The sequence below is a fragment of the Faecalicatena contorta genome (assembly GCF_022835095.1).
Lineage (GTDB): Bacteria > Bacillota > Clostridia > Lachnospirales > Lachnospiraceae > Faecalicatena > Faecalicatena contorta.
Map to the genome: position 1 here is coordinate 2,270,752 of NZ_BQNQ01000001.1, position 17,736 is coordinate 2,288,487.

Sequence of the window (17,736 nt, forward strand, 5' to 3'; positions counted from 1 at the left end):
TTTTCTCCGGCTGATTCTGCGGATTTCCGCTAACTGCTGCTAGGCTCGCTGGAAGCATTTCCAACAGGGCAGGGGCTTTTCTCAGCACGTCACGGCTGCCGGTAAGCTGGTGCTTCCAAGCGGCAGGTAAAGGCTCGCTCCCCGAGGGGAGTTTAGACCGTGGCGGCGTATGGGGATGACTTTACGGGCATATTAGCAGTAGTTTGGCTGTGAATGAAGTTGGAAGGGAGATTGAGTATGCAGACGACACGAGTTATTGTTTTGCCTTATGATTCTAAGTGGAAAACAGATTTTGAAAATATCAGGAAGGAAATTGAAGATGCTGCTGGCGATTTGATTATTGGCATTGAACATGTTGGCAGTACTTCAGTGGCAGGGCTTTCTGCTAAACCTTGTATTGACATTGATGTGGTGATCAAAGATTATTCGGTTTTTCATGTTATTGTCAGCAGATTAGAAACAATCGGCTATATCCATGAAGGCGGCTTGTGCCGGTCCCTTCATGGAGCGTCCCCCTCCGCCCGTTAAAGCAAAGTGAACTCCCACAACTATTTCCATTTTTTTGTTGATTTTTAGATTGATGTCTAGTAGAATTAATGCAGTAGCGTTAGGAGGAAAGAAAATGTCTGATATTACAAGAATCGCGTTAGATGCCATGGGCGGGGACAATGCCCCAGGCGAGATGATTAAGGGCGCGGTAGAGGCTGTCCGGCAGAGGAAAGATATTAAGGTTCTGCTTACGGGACAGGAGGAACTGCTTAGGAAGACGTTATCAGAATATACTTACCCGACAGACCAGATTGAGATTGTGAATGCAACAGAGGTTATTGAGACTGCAGAACCACCGGTTATGGCGATTCGCAGGAAGAAAGACTCTTCCATTGTAGTGGCCATGAATCTGGTGAAAAGGGGCGAGGCAGATGCATTTGTATCTGCGGGAAGTTCTGGTGCGGTACTGGTCGGAGGCCAGGTGATTGTAGGGCGCATTAAAGGCGTGGAGAGACCTCCGCTGGCTCCGCTGATCCCGACTGCAAAGGGCGTATCACTGCTGATAGACTGCGGTGCCAATGTGGATGCCAGGCCGTCGCATCTTGTCCAGTTTGCTAAGATGGGATCCATCTATATGGAGAATATTATAGGAAAGAAGAACCCCACCGTCGGCATTGTGAATATCGGGGCAGAGGAAGAAAAGGGAAATGCCCTTGTGAAAGAGACCTTTCCGCTGCTCAAGGAATGCAGGGATATTAATTTTGTGGGGAGCGTGGAAGCAAGGGATATCCCGGCGGGAGCTGTGGATGTAGTCGTCTGCGAGGCATTTGTGGGCAACGTGATCCTGAAGCTCTTTGAAGGCGTAGGCGGAACTCTGATCAGTAAGATTAAGGGAAGCATGATGACCTCTTTGAGGACAAAGATAGGCGCGCTTCTGGTCAAACCGGCGCTCAAATCCACACTGAAAGACTTTGATGCCAGCGAATACGGCGGAGCGCCGCTACTGGGATTAAATGGACTAGTTGTCAAGACACATGGAAGCTCTACTTCAAAAGAAGTATGTAATTCAATTATCCAATGCGTAACATTTAAGGAGCAGCAGATCAATGAGAAGATAAAGGCTGCCATCCAGGCGCAGGAAGAAAAAACGACAAATTAATGTAGCGAAGAAAGGGAAGAGGACTATGGAATTTGAAAAATTACAGGAAATTATTGCAGACGTATTAAATGTTTCTACAGAGGATATTACGATGGAAACAACATTTGTAGATGATTTAGGGGCAGATTCATTGGACATTTTCCAGATAATCATGGGTATTGAGGAAGAATTCGACATTGAGATTGACAACGATGAGGCAGAGAAGATTACAACAGTTGGAGATGCCGTTGAGCAGATAAGAAAGGCTGTAGAATAAGTGGAACAGATGAAAAAGCCCCTATGGGCTTTTTCATTTTAAGTGAAAGGTGAACAATATGAAAGATAGTTTAAAAGAACTGGAGAGTAAGATCGGTTATAAGTTCCGGGATTTTTCTCTGTTGCGCCGGGCCATGATGCACAGTTCCTATACGAACGAGAAGCATCTTGAGAAGTACCACTGCAATGAACGCCTTGAGTTTCTTGGAGATGCAGTGCTTGAACTGGTTTCCAGTGAATATCTGTTCCTGGAATTTCCGAAGGTGTCGGAGGGGGAACTGACAAAGACAAGGGCCAGCATGGTATGTGAGCCGTCCCTGGCTTTCTGCGCGAGGGATATAGACCTGGGTTCCTATCTGCTGCTTGGCAAGGGGGAAGAGGCAACCGGCGGAAGGCACCGGGATTCCATCACATCGGATGCACTGGAAGCCCTGATCGGGGCGATTTACCTGGACGGTGGTTTTACTAATGCAAAAGAGTTTATCCATCGGTTTATACTGACGGATTTAGAAGATAAAAAGCTCTTTTTCGATAGCAAGACTATTTTGCAGGAGATTGTGCAGGCAAGAATGGCAGGGAGTATTTCATACCGGCTGATCAAAGAAGAAGGGCCTGACCATAATAAGGCTTTCTTCGTGGAGGTCATGATTGAGGAAAATGGCTACGGCATAGGAAAAGGAAGAACCAAAAAGGCCGCGGAACAGGAAGCCGCATATAAAGCAATACTAGCATTGAGAAAAGAAAAATAGAGCAGGTGTTATATGTATTTAAAAAGCATTGAGGTACAGGGCTTTAAGTCTTTTGCCAACAAAATAAAATTCGACTTCCACAACGGAATAACCGGTATCGTCGGTCCGAACGGCAGCGGCAAGAGCAACGTTGCCGATGCGGTACGCTGGGTTCTCGGAGAACAGCGGGTAAAGCAGCTCCGTGGCGGGAGTATGCAGGATGTCATCTTTTCCGGCACAGAGAACCGAAAGCCTCTGAGCTATGCATCGGTGGCCATTACGCTGGACAATTCCGACCATCAGCTTCCGGTAGATTACGAGGAGGTTACGGTTACGAGAAAGCTGTACCGGTCCGGTGAGAGCGAATATCTGATAAATGGCGCGGGATGCCGTCTGAAGGACATCAATGAGATGTTTTATGACACCGGCATCGGGAAAGAGGGATATTCGATTATCGGACAGGGGCAGATCGATAAGATCCTGAGCGGAAAGCCCGAGGAGAGGAGAGAGCTGTTCGACGAGGCTGCGGGGATTGTTAAGTTTAAGAGGCGTAAGAACCTGTCAGTCAGAAAACTGGATGAGGAAAGACAGAACCTGACCCGTGTCAATGATATTCTCTCAGAGCTTGAAAAGCAGATCGGGCCTTTAAAACGCCAGTCCGAGGTGGCGAGGGAGTATCTCAAGAAGAAGGAAGAACTCAAGACTTACGATATTAATATGTTCCTGTTGGAGACGGAGCGGATCAAAGATCAGATTCGTGATCTGAACAGTAAGTATCAAATCGCTTCGGACGAGCTTGAAGAAGCAAACGTCCGGTACGAAGAGATGAAGACGGAGTACGAGGCCATTGAGGAGGAAGTGGACAGCATCGACTTTTCCATTGAAAAGGCAAAGAGCCAGCTCAATGAGACGACCCTTCTCAAGCAGCAGCTGGAGGGACAGATCAATGTTCTGAAAGAACAGATCAATACGGTTCGGATGAATGACGAGCACTATGATAACCGTCTCAGTACGATCCGTGTGGAGATAGAGACCAGACAGGCCCAGCGGGCGGAACTTGCAAGGGAACAGACTTCTGTAAGGGCCAGGCTCGCGGAAGTTGCAAAGAGCGATGCACAGGCAAAGGAAGCGCTGGTGGATGTGCAGAGCCGGATTGCCTCGGATACGGCGCAGATTGAACAGAGTAAGGCCGAGATCATAGAGCTTCTGAATAACAGGGCGTCCACTAAGGCTAAGATCCAGCATTATGCAACGACACAGGAGCAGATTACAACGAGAAAATCCGAACTGGGCAGGCTGATCCTGGAGGTGTCGTCAGACGCGGAGAAACAGAATGAAGTACTCGCCGCATACGAGGAAGAGCTGCAGCAGATTTCCGGGAGAATCCATGCTTATACGGAACAGATCGGCACGAATGAGCAGGAGATCGATAAGCTCCAGCAGGAACTGTCCGGGAAGCAGGAGCAGCTGCGTATTGGACAGACCGCCTACCACAGAGAGTCTTCCCGTCTGGAATCCTTAAAGAACATAACCGAGCGATACGACGGATACGGCAACAGCATCCGCAGGATTATGAGCAATAAGGACAGGGAAAAGGGACTGATCGGTGTTGTTGCGGATATCATTAAAGTAGAAAAAGAATATGAGATCGCCGTGGAGACGGCTTTGGGAGGCAATATCCAGAACATTGTCACCGACAATGAGGAAACCGCCAAGCGGATGATCGCCTATCTCAAGCAGAATAAGTTTGGGCGTGCCACGTTCCTGCCTCTGACAAGCATGCATGGAGGCGGCGGGATCCGCCAGCAGGAAGCACTGAAGGAGCCCGGTGTGATCGGCCTTGCCAGCACGCTGGTGCAGGTGGAGGACCGATTTATGGGGCTGGCTGAACAGTTGCTTGGCAGAACCATTGTAGTGGATAACATTGATAACGGAATCCGACTGGCCAGAAAATACAAACAATCGCTCCGGCTTGTCACTCTGGAAGGAGAACTCATGAATCCCGGAGGCTCCATGACCGGAGGCGCTTTCAAGAATTCCAGCAACCTGCTGAGCAGAAGGCGGGAGATAGAAGAATTTGAAAAAACGGTCAGGATGCTGAAAAAAGAGATGGATGACTGTGAGCAGTCGGTGAACGAGATCAAAGCAAAACGTACTTCATGCTACAGTGCTATTGATGAGATCCAGCAGAAACTCAGAAGAGCGTCCGTTAAAGAGAACACTGCGAAAATGAATGTGGAGCAGGTTCAGAACCGGCAGCGCGAAGCTAAATTACGCTGTGAAGGGTATCTCAAGGAGCAGGAGGGCTTAGAACTGAGGCTGCGGGAGATCCTGGATAATGAGGACTCCATCCAGATGGAACTGGAGACATCAGAAGCCCTGGAGAAGGAGCTGAACAACCGGATCGGGGAGCTGCAGGAAAGCCTGGAATCCGACAAGGAAAAGGAGACCGTCCAGCTGAGACATTCGGAAGAAGTGCATCTGGCATATGCGAGCCTGGAACAGCAGAATGCGTTTATTCTGGAAAACATAACGCGAATTCAGGAAGAAACGGAAAAGTTCGAGATAGAATTAAAGGAACTGGACATCAATAAAGGTAATGCTTCCGAAGAAATTCAGGAAAAAGAGGACAAGATCCAGGATCTTAGAGAGACCATTGAAAATTCAAAAGAGCTTTTTGAGGAGATAAATACAGAGATCAAGAGCCAGGTCGCCAAGCGGGAGGAGCTGAACCAGAAGCATAAGGCATTTCTCGGAAAGAGGGAGGAACTCTCCAGACACATGTCCGAACTGGATAAGGAGTGCTTCCGGCTGAGCAGCCGCAGGGAATCCTATGAGGAGGCCTCTGAGAAGCAGATCAACTATATGTGGGATGAGTATGAACTGACCTACAACCATGCGATGGAGCTGCGTAATGAAAATCTGACGGATCTCTCGTATATGAAGCGACAGATCCAGGCGCTGAAAGGCGAGATTAAGAAACTGGGTTCTGTCAATGTCAATGCAATCGACGACTATAAAAGTGTATCGGAGCGCTACGAGTTCCTCAAGGGCCAGCACGATGATCTGGTAGAGGCGGAAGCGACGCTGATGAAGATCATAGATGAGCTGGATGCGGCCATGAGAAAGCAGTTTGAAGAACAGTTCGCGCTGATTTCAAAGGAGTTTGACATTGTATTCAAACAGCTTTTCGGAGGCGGAAAAGGAACTCTGGAACTGATGGAGGACGAGGATATCCTGGAAGCAGGGATCCGGATCATTGCACAGCCGCCGGGCAAAAAGCTCCAGAATATGATGCAGCTCTCCGGTGGGGAGAAGGCGCTCACAGCGATTTCTCTGCTGTTTGCGATACAAAACCTGAAGCCATCACCGTTCTGCCTTCTGGATGAGATTGAGGCGGCCCTGGATGACAACAACGTAGTGCGCTTTGCACAGTATCTGCACAAGCTGACCAGGAACACGCAGTTCATTGTTATTACCCACAGAAGAGGAACCATGACTTCTGCGGACAGGCTGTACGGGATCACCATGCAGGAGAAGGGGGTGTCCACACTGGTATCCGTGGATCTTCTGGAGGATGAACTGGAAAAATAGACAGCAGTTCCGGCTTATCTGAACTGTTAAAAAAAGATAGCGAGGGAGAAGAAAATGGAGGAAAAGCAGGGCTTTTTTAAACGGCTGGTATCCGGCCTGACCAAAACAAGAGATAATATCGTCTCCGGTATGGACAGCATTTTCCATGGCTTTTCAAAAATAGACGATGATTTTTACGAAGAGCTGGAAGAGACACTGATCATGGGAGATCTGGGTGTCCACACGACCATGGAGATCATGGAAGACTTGAAAGCAAAAGTGAAGGAAAAGCATATCAAAGAACCAATCGAGTGCAGGGAGCTGCTCATTGAGAGCATCAAGGAGCAGATGAATGTGGGGGAGACTGCCTACGAATTCGAGAACCGCATCTCGGTCGTATTCGTGATTGGAGTGAATGGGGTCGGCAAGACAACCACAATTGGAAAGCTGGCTGGCAAGTTCCGTGAGCAGCACAAGAAAGTAATACTGGCGGCTGCGGATACATTTCGGGCGGCAGCGGGAGAGCAGCTGAAGGAGTGGGCGAACAGGGCACAGGTAGAGATGATAGGCGGCCAGGAGGGCGCAGATCCCGCATCCATAGTCTTTGACGCAGTGGCGGCAGCAAGGGCAAGGAAGGCCGATATCCTGCTGTGTGATACGGCGGGACGCCTCCACAACAAGAAAAACCTGATGGAGGAGCTGAAAAAGATCAACCGGGTGATCGACAGAGAGTATCCGGAGGCACATAAAGAAACGCTGGTTGTTCTGGATGCCACCACAGGGCAGAATGCACTGTCACAGGCAAAAGAATTCAACGAAGTATCCGATATTACAGGAGTCATACTAACTAAGATGGACGGAACTGCAAAAGGCGGAATTGCAGTGGCGATCCAGGCGGAGCTGGGAATCCCCGTTAAATATATCGGTGTGGGCGAGACCATAGATGATTTACAGAAATTTGATGCGGATGAATTTGTAAACGCGCTATTCTACAGTGACTCAAAAGAAGAGAACAGCGGGGAATAGCCTAAGAAAGAAGGGGTAAAATGTTAACATTAGAGAAGTTTGAAGAAGCAAGCGAAATCGTAAAACAGGTAACAAACCAGACCAAGCTGATATACAGCGATTATCTGAGCGAGGCGAGCGGTGGCAAGGTATATCTGAAGCCCGAAAATATGCAGCACACCGGTGCATATAAGCTCCGGGGCGCCTACTACAAGATCAGCACTCTGTCTGAGGAAGCCAGGCAGAAAGGTCTGATTACCGCATCCGCCGGCAACCATGCCCAGGGAGTTGCCTACGCCGCAAAAAAATATGGATGCAAGGCAACAATTGTCATGCCGACAGTTACACCTCTGATCAAAGTTAACCGTACAAAGAGTTACGGGGCCGAGGTCATTCTTTACGGGGATGTATATGACGATGCCTGCGCCTATGCCTTAGAGCTCGCCGAAAAGCACGGCTATACCTTCGTCCATCCCTTTGACGACCTGGACGTTGCAACCGGCCAGGGAACCATTGCCATGGAGATCGTCCAGGAACTGCCGACGGTAGACTATATCCTCGTCCCCATAGGGGGAGGCGGTCTCATATCCGGAGTGGCTACGCTGGCAAAAATGCTGAATCCGAAGATCAAAGTGATCGGTGTGGAACCTGCGGAGGCAGCCAGCATGACGGCGGCTCTCCAGGCCGGGGAAGTGGTGGAACTGGAGAGCGCCAACACAATAGCTGACGGCACTGCGGTGAAAGCCGTCGGAGTTCAGAATCTGCCATATGTACAGGAAAATGTAGACGACATCCTTTTGGTTGAGGACGACGAGCTGATCGGCGCCTTTCTGGATATGGTAGAGAACCATAAAATGATTGTGGAGAATTCCGGGCTTCTCTCTGTTGCGGCATTAAAACAGCTCGAGTGCAAGGGCAAAAAGGTTGTCTGCATCCTGAGCGGCGGCAACATGGATGTCATAACCATGTCTTCCATCGTACAGCACGGCCTGATCCAGAGAGACCGTATCTTCTCCGTATCCGTACTGCTTCCGGACAAGCCGGGTGAGCTGGTGAGTGTGGCCGCTACAATTGCGGACGAGCAGGGCAATGTGATCAAGCTGGAGCACAACCAGTTTGTAAGCACAAACAGAAACGCAGCGGTAGAACTTCGTATAACAATGGAGGCTTTCGGCACAGAACACAAACATAAGATACTGAATGCCCTTGAGAAAAAAGGCTTTCGCCCGAAACTGATCAGCGCAAAATTATACTAAAGAAAAAGTGATATTGAAATAGCAGCGGCCGGCAGATGAATGTAAATTGATTTGCCGGCAGTTTTGTTAAACAGCAGGCCCGATTTTCGTACGCACAGCTTTTGTCCCGCGGAATGTAAGGCCCAAGAACCAGTAGTCCTTACTACTGGAAATAAAGAGTAGAAAAGGAGTGTTTCATATGAGCCGCAAAAGACCAAGAGAGGGAGAAATATACACACATTTTAAAGGAAAACGCTACAAAGTACTGCACATGGCAGTGCACACGGAAACAGCCGAAGAGCTGGTGGTATATGAAGCCCTCTACGGCGGACTCGGCATCTATGCACGCCCTCTGGATATGTTCCTAAGTCCGGTGGACCATGAAAAATATCCGGATGCCCCCCAGGAATACCGCTTCGAACTGACTGGTTTTGTAAAGCCTGGGGAGACGTTATCTGAAGAGGAGCCGGTACAAGAAGAAGTTCCCCTGATCATCCGCTTCCTGGATCTGGAGTCCAATGAAGAAAAACTCAAGTTCCTCCAGCGCCACAGGACAGAGCTGAACCAGCACTTCCTCAGTACAGCGGCAGAAAGCCTGGGATATACAGAATCAGGAAAAACACCCGAACAGCAGTATGAGGGAGTCATCAACTGCCTGAGAATGAAAATCAAGTACGAGACGGGGAGGCTTAGATAAGGCGAGAATGTGGCTGGTATGGGGACGCGTCAGTCCTGCTGTGCCGGCCAGCCCCCGCACCGGCACAGCAGGACTGACGCTGGACATTCCCGCCGGAATGCCTTATCCTGAAGCCGACGCACCCTTTTTCGGGGGCGGTGGATCTTGGCTGACTGGTTTGGAGACATTATTTACACTGTCATTAGGTATATAGATATGCATCCGCCGGTACACATCCGCTGCATTCCGTCGCGGGCACCTCCGGAGGGGGATGTTCCGGTTGGATGTGAGTAGTCTCAGAGAAGGGGAAGGTGTTTTCGGGGGCGTGAATGTGGGGGTTAGCATTTCTTTACAGAAAAAGAAGGATGAATCAGGCTGAAATCATAGCTACAGGCTATGATTTCAAGGGGACCTGCAGGGGAAAATTATCGAATTTTCCCCGAATGTCCCCGGTGCCTTGATTCATCCTTCTTTTTCTGTATAGAAATGCTTCCCCCACATTCCCGTCCCCGAAAACACCTTCCCCTTCTCTGAGACGGCCTCGTGAGTCGACACCACTTCCCCCTTCTACCCCCTGCGCTTTTTTTCGAGGAGTGCGTGGATTTTGTCGGTTGGATTCAGTACGGATCCGATGGAGGTGTCGTGATTCAATGAATCTATGATGAGTGCCAGGAATTTGCTCATATCTGCTTTTACGAAGTAGGGTTTTTCTTTTACAATCGGCGGCAGATAGGTGAGGTTTGTTGTGATTACCCGGTCAATGTATCCTTTTTCGTAGTATTCGTCGAATTTTTCGAAGCCGTCCGTGAAGAGGCCGAATGTGGTGCAGACGAAGACTCTGGCTGCGTGGCGGTCTTTTAGCTGTTTGGCTACATCCAGCATGCTTTCACCGGAGGAAATCATGTCGTCTACGACGATGACGTCTTTTCCTGTTACATCGTCGCCGAGGAATTCGTGGGCCACGATGGGGTTCTTGCCGTTGATTACAGTGGAATAGTCGCGGCGCTTGTAGAACATACCCATCTCTACGCCTAGTATGTTGGAGAAGTAGACTGCGCGGTGCATGGCTCCCTCGTCAGGGCTGATGATCATTAGATGCTCCTTATCTACCCGTAAGTCTGGCACTGAACGGAATAATGCCTTCATAAACTGATAGGGCGGATTGAAGCTGTCGAACCCTTTCAGTGGGATTGCATTCTGAACCCTGGGATCATGCGCGTCAAAGGTCACGATATTGGTGACGCCCATGGCGGTCAGTTCTTCCAGGGCAATAGCACAGTCCAGGGACTCTCTTTTCGTCCTCTTATGCTGGCGGCTCTCATACATAAAAGGCATGATGACATTGATCCGCTTTGCCTTGCCTGTAGCGGCGGAAATGATCCTTTTGAGATCCTGGAAATGATCGTCCGGAGACATGTGATTGATATGTCCGTTGACCGTGTACGTAAGGCTGTAGTTGCATACATCGGTCATGATAAACAGATCCGTGCCGCGGATTGTCTCCTTCAAGACCCCCTTCGCCTCACCGGAGCCAAAACGGGGACAACAGCAGTCCACGAGATAGTTGCGGGATTCATAGTTCACATAGAGGGGGGAGGAGGATTTTACTTCGCAGATCGTATTTTCTCGGAAGGATACGATGTAGTCATTGACCTTTTTCCCCAGCTTTTCACAGCTTTCCATGGCCGCTAGCTTGAGGGGGGCGACGGGAAGCGTTTTTTCTAATAATTCAATATTTGACATGATTTTCTCCTATGTTTGACGAATTTGACGGGCTGGAATCCAGCCGGTTATCTATATATGGTTATATCATTTTTTATGCTGAAATTCAAGCACAGCTTGCGCAAACCGCGAATTATGATATAATGAGGTTACTGTTCAAACCGTGCCGTGCACCTCGCTGCACGGCATCGGAGACGAAGTAGTGATGGTCTCTGGGCATCTGCCCCTCGCTGTAGGCGACTTTAAATGAGCCAGATGCCGTTACTATGCGCGGCCTGCGGCTGTGAACAGTAACATTATGAAAAGCGGACTGGGCAAGTCTATTCAGGACTTTGAGGAGATAGAAGATGAAACATGAGCATATAGTGAGTACCGTACATCCTGGAAGCATTGGGGAAGAGATGGGGATCGAGCCCGGGGACAGGCTCCTGGCCATTAACGGCAATACGATAGAGGATGTATTTGATTATCACTACTACGTTGACGATGAAAATATAGTATTATTGATAGAGAAATCCAACGGAGAACAGTGGGAGCTGGAGATAGAAAAGGACGAGGACGAAGGACTGGGACTGGAGTTCGGGCAGAGCCTGATGGACGAGTACCGTTCCTGCAGAAATAAATGCATGTTCTGCTTTATAGACCAGATGCCCGCAGGAATGAGAGAAACGCTGTATTTTAAGGACGATGATTCGAGGCTTTCCTTTCTGCAGGGGAATTATATTACCCTGACAAATATGAGTGATCATGACGTGGAGCGGATTGTGAAGTACCATTTGGAACCGATCAACATCTCATTCCATACAACCAATCCCGAACTGCGCTGTAAGATGCTGCATAACCGTTTTGCAGGCGATGCCCTGAAGAAAGTGGATATCCTGTATCAGGGAGGAATTGAGATGAACGGGCAGATTGTACTCTGCAAGGGCGTGAATGACGGGGAAGAGCTGGAAAGAAGCATCCGTGATCTGACCGGATATCTGCCATATCTCAGAAGTGTATCCGTGGTGCCCGTGGGCCTGACGAAGTTTCGGGACGGTCTGTATCCTCTGGAGCCATTTACGAAGGAGGATGCAAAGGAAGTCCTCAGGGTTATCCATAAGTGGCAGGATCAGATATATGAGGTTCATGGGATTCATTTCATCCATGCAGGGGATGAGTGGTATATCCTGGCCGGGGAGGAACTGCCCCGGGAGGAAAGATACGACGGTTATCTACAGCTGGAGAACGGCGTGGGTATGCTGCGCCTGCTGATGGATGAATTCGGGGCAGGGCTGGAGCACATCAAAGGGGACGTCAGGAAGAGAGAGCTGTCATTTGCAACCGGGCGGCTTGCTTACCCCTATTTGGAGCGTATGCTGGGCAGACTAAAAGAGAAGTTTCCTAATATAACCCTGCACCTCTATGAGGTGAGGAATGACTTTTTCGGCGAACTGATTACGGTATCCGGGCTAATCACCGGGCAGGATCTGGCCGCTCAGCTTAAAGGCAGAGAGCTTGGCGATGCTCTGCTGATCCCCTGCAATATGTTAAGGACCGGCGAGGACATATTTCTGGATGATTTTACTGTGGAGGATGTGGAGAAGGCTTTACAAGTGCCGGTAGATATTGTAAAATCAAGCGGGCAGGATTTGATTGACGCAGTTCTGGGCCGAAACTGATAATTTGAAGACGAGAAAGGTAGCAGATAAATATGAGTAAACCAGTAGTAGCGATTGTAGGAAGGCCGAATGTTGGAAAATCTACATTGTTTAATGCTCTGGCAGGCGAGATGATTTCAATTGTAAAGGATACGCCTGGTGTCACCAGGGACCGTATCTATGCGGATGTGAGCTGGCTGGACCGGGAGTTCACTTTAATTGACACCGGAGGAATTGAACCGGACAGTAAGGATGTGATTCTGTCACAGATGCGGGAGCAGGCACAGATCGCCATTGACACGGCGGATGTCATTATCTTTATAACAGATGTGAAACAGGGTTTGGTAGACTCCGATTCTAAAGTGGCGGACATGCTGCGCAGGTCGGCAAAACCAGTGATCCTTGTTGTAAATAAAGTCGATAATTTTGATAAATTTATGCCGGATGTATACGAATTCTATAATCTGGGAATCGGTGATCCGGTTCCGATTTCAGCCGCTTCCAGGCTGGGGCTGGGAGATATGCTGGATGAAGTTGCGGCACATTTCCCGGAAGGCTCGGGGGAAGAGGAAGAGGATGACAGGCCCAGGATTGCCATTGTGGGCAAGCCGAATGTCGGGAAATCTTCTATTATTAATAAACTTTTGGGCGAGAACCGGGTGATCGTTTCTGACGTGGCGGGCACCACAAGGGATGCCATTGATACCGAGATTCTTCATGACGGCAAGGAGTATATTTTTATTGACACGGCGGGGCTGCGCAGAAAGAGCCGGATCAAGGAAGAGCTGGAGCGCTACAGCATTATCCGGACAGTTACCGCAGTGGAGCGTGCCGATGTGGTACTGGTGGTCATTGATGCCGCAGAGGGCGTGACGGAGCAGGATGCGAAGATTGCAGGGATTGCCCACGAACGCGGAAAAGGGATTATTATCGTTGTAAATAAATGGGATGCTATAGAGAAAAATGATAAGACGATGCGCGAATACGACAATAAGATCCGCCAGGTGTTATCCTACCTGTCTTACGCGGAGATTATGTATGTTTCCGCAGAGACCGGGCAGCGTCTGAACAAGCTCTATGAGATGATTGACATCGTTATTGAAAACCAGACTCTGAGAGTGGCGACAGGAGTTCTCAATGAGATCATGGCGGAAGCGGTGGCTATGCAGCAGCCGCCGTCGGACAAGGGGAAGAGGCTGAAGCTGTATTATATCACGCAGGTGTCCGTAAAGCCGCCGACATTTGTTATATTTGTAAATGATAAAGAATTAATGCATTTTTCTTATACCAGATATCTGGAGAATAAGATCAGAGAGGCATTTGGTTTCCGGGGAACATCGCTGAAATTCTTCGTCAGGGAGAGAAAAGAAAAGGAGCAATAGTTATGGAACGTATTATCTGCCTTTGCATAGGATATGTCTGCGGGCTTCTGCAGACAGGCTATCTTGTGGGGAAGATCAATCATATCGACATCAGAAAAGAGGGAAGCGGCAACGCCGGCTCCACCAACGCGGTACGTGTCATGGGTTGGAAAGCCGGGCTTCTGACATTCGCCGGGGATGTGGTGAAATGTGTGGCAGCGATTTTTATTGTCCGCTATATTTACAGGGGGAGCGAGTATCTTCCTCTCTTAGCGATGTATGCCGGGCTGGGGGCTACCCTGGGCCACAATTTTCCATTTTATCTGCGCTTTAAAGGCGGGAAAGGGATTGCCGTGCTGGCTGGGCTGGTTGTTTCGACGGATCCGCTGCTGGTGCCGATTCCGCTTGCGGGGTTCCTGATCGCGGCTGTTTTTACAAGATACGTGTCGTTGGGCTCACTACTTGCATCTTCACTGTTTTTTCTCGAGATACTACTATTCGGGCACCTGGGTGAATTCCATATGGCTGCCCCTTATACATATGAGCTGTATATATTAGTACTTTTGCTCACAATACTTGCATGGTACAGGCATAAAGCAAATATCGGCCGGCTGCTTTCCGGTACGGAGAACAGATTTGGTTCAGGCAAGAAAAAAGAAGCAAAATAATAGATTTGAAAAAGGGAGGAGCATTATGGCAAATGTAGGTGTATTAGGAGCTGGCAGCTGGGGGACCGCGCTGTCGGTTCTGCTCTGCGAGAACGGGCATCAGGTTACCGTGTGGTCAATCGACAGAGAGGAAGTAAAGATGCTGACCGAAAAGCGGGAGCATGCAGCGAAGCTTCCGGGCGTAAAGCTGCCGGAGAATCTGGTGGTTACAAATGAACTGAAAGGGACAATCGAAGGAAAAGACTTCCTGGTGTTGGCGGTGCCGTCCCCGTTTACAAGGGCTACGGCAAAGAAGATGAGCCCGTACGTAAAAGAGGGGCAGATCATTGTGGATGTTGCCAAGGGAATTGAGGAAACTACGCTGATGACGCTTTCTCAGCAGATTGAGCAGGAGATTCCGCAGGCGGATGTGGCGGTGTTGTCCGGTCCGAGCCATGCGGAGGAAGTGGGCAGGAAGCTGCCGACGACCTGTGTGATCGGCGCAAAGAGCAGGAAGACTGCGGAGTATCTCCAGTCCATGTTTATGAGCCGTGTCTTCCGTGTCTACACGAGCCCGGATATCCTGGGGATTGAGCTGGGTGGTTCCTTAAAGAATGTCATAGCGTTAGCGGCCGGTATTGCTGACGGACTGGGCTATGGGGATAATACAAAGGCAGCCCTGATTACGAGAGGCATTGCGGAAATTGCAAGGCTGGGCGTGAAGATGGGCGGCAAGATCGAGACATTTACCGGGCTGACCGGGATCGGTGACCTGATCGTGACCTGTGCCAGCGTGCACAGCCGCAACAGAAAGGCGGGGTATCTGATCGGGCAGGGAAGAACCATGGAAGAGGCAATGGAAGAAGTAAAGATGGTCGTGGAAGGTGTGTATTCCGCTAAAGCAGCCGCAAAGCTCGCCATTGAATATGATGTGCCGCTTCCGATCGTGACGCAGGTTAATGCGGTACTATTTGAGGGTAAGAACCCTGCGGAGGCGGTAGACGAACTGATGCTGCGGGAACAGAAAAGTGAGCATTTGGCTCTGCCGTGGCCGGACGACAAATAAGCCGTTTGGTCCGGATGCTGCACAGTCAGGAAGCGGGACAGACCGGAAGTGGAAAGACGAAACCGGGGCGTGGCGCCTGCGGAGAAATTTTGGCATGTAAAAAAAGAAAGATGCATAAACCCCCTTATCTGCGCATAAATTGGTATCAGCAGAACAAGGGGGTATTTTTATGGATTCATTTCAGTTATACAAAGACATGAAAGCTAGAACAAACGGAGAGATTTATATTGGAGTGGTTGGTCCGGTTCGGACAGGCAAGTCAACCTTTATTAAACGTTTTATGGATTTACTTGTACTCCCCAATATGACAGATGAACATGCAAGAGAAAGGACAAAGGATGAACTGCCCCAGTCCGCGTCCGGCACCACAATCATGACTACGGAACCCAAATTTGTACCGAAGGAAGCGGCTGCCATCAAGCTGTCGGACGACGTGGAAGTTAAGATCCGTCTGATCGACTGTGTGGGGTATATGGTAGACGGAGCCTCAGGGCATATTGAAAATGATACAGAGAGACAGGTGAAGACACCCTGGTTTGAGTATGAGATTCCATTTACCAAAGCGGCAGCCATAGGCACGCAGAAAGTAATCCACGATCATGCGACGATCGGTATTGTGGTTACAACGGACGGGAGCATCGGTGATCTTCCGAGAGAAAATTACATAGCGGCAGAAGAAAAGACAATTAAGGAGCTCCAATCGATCGGCAAACCATTTATCATATTGCTGAATACGCAGAAGCCTTATACAGATGAGGCGAAAGCACTGAAGGAAGAGCTGGAGGAAAAATACGGGGTATCTGTGCTGCCTGCCAACTGTGAGCAGCTTCGGACAGAGGATATCCACAACATTATGCGCCAGGTGCTGTACGAGTTCCCAATAGCAGAAGTGGAGTTCTACATTCCCAAATGGGTGGAAATGCTTTCAAGAGAACACAGGATCAAGGCAGATCTGCTTCAGAATGTAAAGTCTGTTATGGGAGAGATGAAAGATATCCGCAGTGCGGCCAGCAAAGCCCCGCAGACGGATAGCCCCTACATAGACCAGGTGAATGTAGAAAAGATCGAGATGGATACCGGAAGGGTCAAGATACGGATTGGCTTTGCAGAACAATATTATTATGAGGTACTCAGCGAGCTGACAGGCACAGACATCAAGGGCGAGTATGAACTGATCTCGGCCATGAAAGAACTGGCTGCCATGAAAGAAGAGTACACGCAGATCAAAGATGCATTTGCTGACGTTAAAATGAAGGGATACGGGGTGGTCAGCCCGAAGAAAGAGGAAATTGCACTGGATGAGCCGCAGATCATCAAGCAGGGCAATAAGTACGGAGTGAAGATCCACTCAGAAGCACCATCGATCCATATGATAAGAGCCAACATAGAGACAGAGATTGCGCCGATTGTAGGAAATGAAAAACAGGCCCAGGATCTGGTAGAATACATCAAAGCAGAAAGCGAGACCCCCGAGGGCGTATGGGGAACCAACATCTTCGGAAAATCGATCGAAGAACTGGTCATGGACGGAATGCGTAACAAAATCACCATGATCAACGACGAAAGCCAGGCAAAACTGCAGGATACCATGCAGAAAATAGTCAACGACAGCAACGGAGGACTTGTCTGCATTATCATATGATGGCTGGGAGAGGTTAGTGGAGGAAGGGGGCCGCTGTTTTCCCGCCTCGTGGGGCATGAGGCGGTGGATCGGGCTGGCTGGGGACGTTATCGAGCTGGATATGCGGACAGCAGTATTCTGGCTGGAGGTATTATGACCCGCATATCCAGCTCAATCCGCTGCTACCGTCGGAATTACCACCCGGGGAGCTAACCCCGCGCCTTGAAGCACATAGCCAGCGGGGAGAGGGACTTCCGAAGGGCAGGGGAACAAGAAGGGGCCCGATCTGGATGCATAGAATGCGCGTTAGAACGGCTTAATGGAAATTCTGCCAGATGTTGAGGCTGAAATCGGCTTACAAAGCCGATTTCAAAGAGGCCTGAGCTGCATAATCATCAAGATTATGCAGTGAATGCCTCTGATGCCTCAACATCCGGCAGGATGTCCATTTAGCCGTTCTTAGCAAATGGACAGCATCCAGATCGGGCCCCTTCTTGTTCCCCTGCTCTTCGGAAGTCCCTCTCCCCGCTGGCGTACCTCCTTCTCCGCCGTCCAGCTC

Annotated in this window: 15 protein-coding genes; 14 read left to right on the forward strand and 1 reads right to left on the reverse strand. The window is 49.5% G+C overall.

Features of this window, described 5'->3' with window-relative positions:
- The first annotated feature begins 237 nt into the window (after positions 1-237).
- The 8 genes from MWG26_RS10140 (at position 238) to MWG26_RS10175 (ending at position 9,141) form a co-directional block, all read left to right on the forward strand.
- The gene (locus tag MWG26_RS10140; RefSeq protein ID WP_025657669.1) at positions 238-528 is read left to right on the forward strand and encodes a GrpB family protein; all 291 of its coding nucleotides are present in this window, start codon (positions 238-240) and stop codon (positions 526-528) included.
- Between the two features lie 94 nt (positions 529-622).
- Positions 623-1,648, forward strand: coding sequence for a phosphate acyltransferase PlsX (plsX, locus tag MWG26_RS10145; protein WP_025657668.1), 1,026 nt, complete (start codon positions 623-625; stop codon positions 1,646-1,648).
- A 25-nt stretch (positions 1,649-1,673) separates the two neighbouring features.
- On the forward strand, positions 1,674-1,904 hold the full coding sequence (acpP, locus tag MWG26_RS10150; protein WP_025657667.1) for an acyl carrier protein: 231 nt from the start codon (positions 1,674-1,676) through the stop codon (positions 1,902-1,904).
- Positions 1,905-1,962: 58 nt separating this feature from the next.
- Positions 1,963-2,652: a ribonuclease III gene (rnc, locus tag MWG26_RS10155; RefSeq protein WP_117440653.1), complete on the forward strand. Its 690-nt coding sequence runs from the start codon at positions 1,963-1,965 to the stop codon at positions 2,650-2,652.
- A 12-nt stretch (positions 2,653-2,664) separates the two neighbouring features.
- Entirely contained in the window at positions 2,665-6,225 is a 3,561-nt protein-coding gene (gene smc / locus MWG26_RS10160) for a chromosome segregation protein SMC (RefSeq protein ID WP_025657666.1), read from the forward strand.
- A 54-nt stretch (positions 6,226-6,279) separates the two neighbouring features.
- Entirely contained in the window at positions 6,280-7,230 is a 951-nt protein-coding gene (gene ftsY, locus MWG26_RS10165) for a signal recognition particle-docking protein FtsY (protein WP_025657665.1), read from the forward strand.
- Between the two features lie 20 nt (positions 7,231-7,250).
- The gene (ilvA, locus tag MWG26_RS10170; RefSeq protein ID WP_025657664.1) at positions 7,251-8,465 is read left to right on the forward strand and encodes a threonine ammonia-lyase; all 1,215 of its coding nucleotides are present in this window, start codon (positions 7,251-7,253) and stop codon (positions 8,463-8,465) included.
- A 178-nt stretch (positions 8,466-8,643) separates the two neighbouring features.
- Positions 8,644-9,141 (forward strand): DUF1653 domain-containing protein, encoded by a 498-nt coding sequence (locus MWG26_RS10175; RefSeq protein WP_025657663.1) that lies wholly within the window; start codon positions 8,644-8,646, stop codon positions 9,139-9,141.
- A gap of 546 nt (positions 9,142-9,687) precedes the next feature.
- Here the strand turns inward: MWG26_RS10175 and MWG26_RS10180 are convergent.
- Positions 9,688-10,863, reverse strand: coding sequence for a ribose-phosphate pyrophosphokinase (locus MWG26_RS10180; protein WP_025657661.1), 1,176 nt, complete (start codon positions 10,861-10,863; stop codon positions 9,688-9,690).
- A 326-nt stretch (positions 10,864-11,189) separates the two neighbouring features.
- On the opposite strand from MWG26_RS10180, the gene MWG26_RS10185 reads away from it, so the two are divergent.
- From MWG26_RS10185 to MWG26_RS10210, 6 genes are all read left to right on the forward strand, one after another.
- Complete coding sequence (locus tag MWG26_RS10185; protein ID WP_117440652.1) at positions 11,190-12,503, forward strand: DUF512 domain-containing protein; 1,314 nt, start codon at positions 11,190-11,192, stop codon at positions 12,501-12,503.
- Positions 12,504-12,535: 32 nt separating this feature from the next.
- Positions 12,536-13,864, forward strand: a complete 1,329-nt coding sequence (gene der, locus MWG26_RS10190; RefSeq protein ID WP_025657660.1) for a ribosome biogenesis GTPase Der — start codon at positions 12,536-12,538, stop codon at positions 13,862-13,864.
- Between the two features lie 2 nt (positions 13,865-13,866).
- Positions 13,867-14,511, forward strand: a complete 645-nt coding sequence (gene plsY / locus MWG26_RS10195) for a glycerol-3-phosphate 1-O-acyltransferase PlsY (protein WP_025657659.1) — start codon at positions 13,867-13,869, stop codon at positions 14,509-14,511.
- A 25-nt stretch (positions 14,512-14,536) separates the two neighbouring features.
- Entirely contained in the window at positions 14,537-15,556 is a 1,020-nt protein-coding gene (locus tag MWG26_RS10200; RefSeq protein WP_025657658.1) for an NAD(P)H-dependent glycerol-3-phosphate dehydrogenase, read from the forward strand.
- A 169-nt stretch (positions 15,557-15,725) separates the two neighbouring features.
- Complete coding sequence (gene spoIVA / locus MWG26_RS10205) at positions 15,726-17,198, forward strand: stage IV sporulation protein A (protein WP_025657656.1); 1,473 nt, start codon at positions 15,726-15,728, stop codon at positions 17,196-17,198.
- Positions 17,179-17,334: a hypothetical protein gene (locus MWG26_RS10210; protein WP_153917498.1), complete on the forward strand. Its 156-nt coding sequence runs from the start codon at positions 17,179-17,181 to the stop codon at positions 17,332-17,334. Before spoIVA ends, MWG26_RS10210 begins: the two co-directional genes overlap by 20 nt.
- The last annotated feature ends 402 nt before the right edge of the window (positions 17,335-17,736 follow it).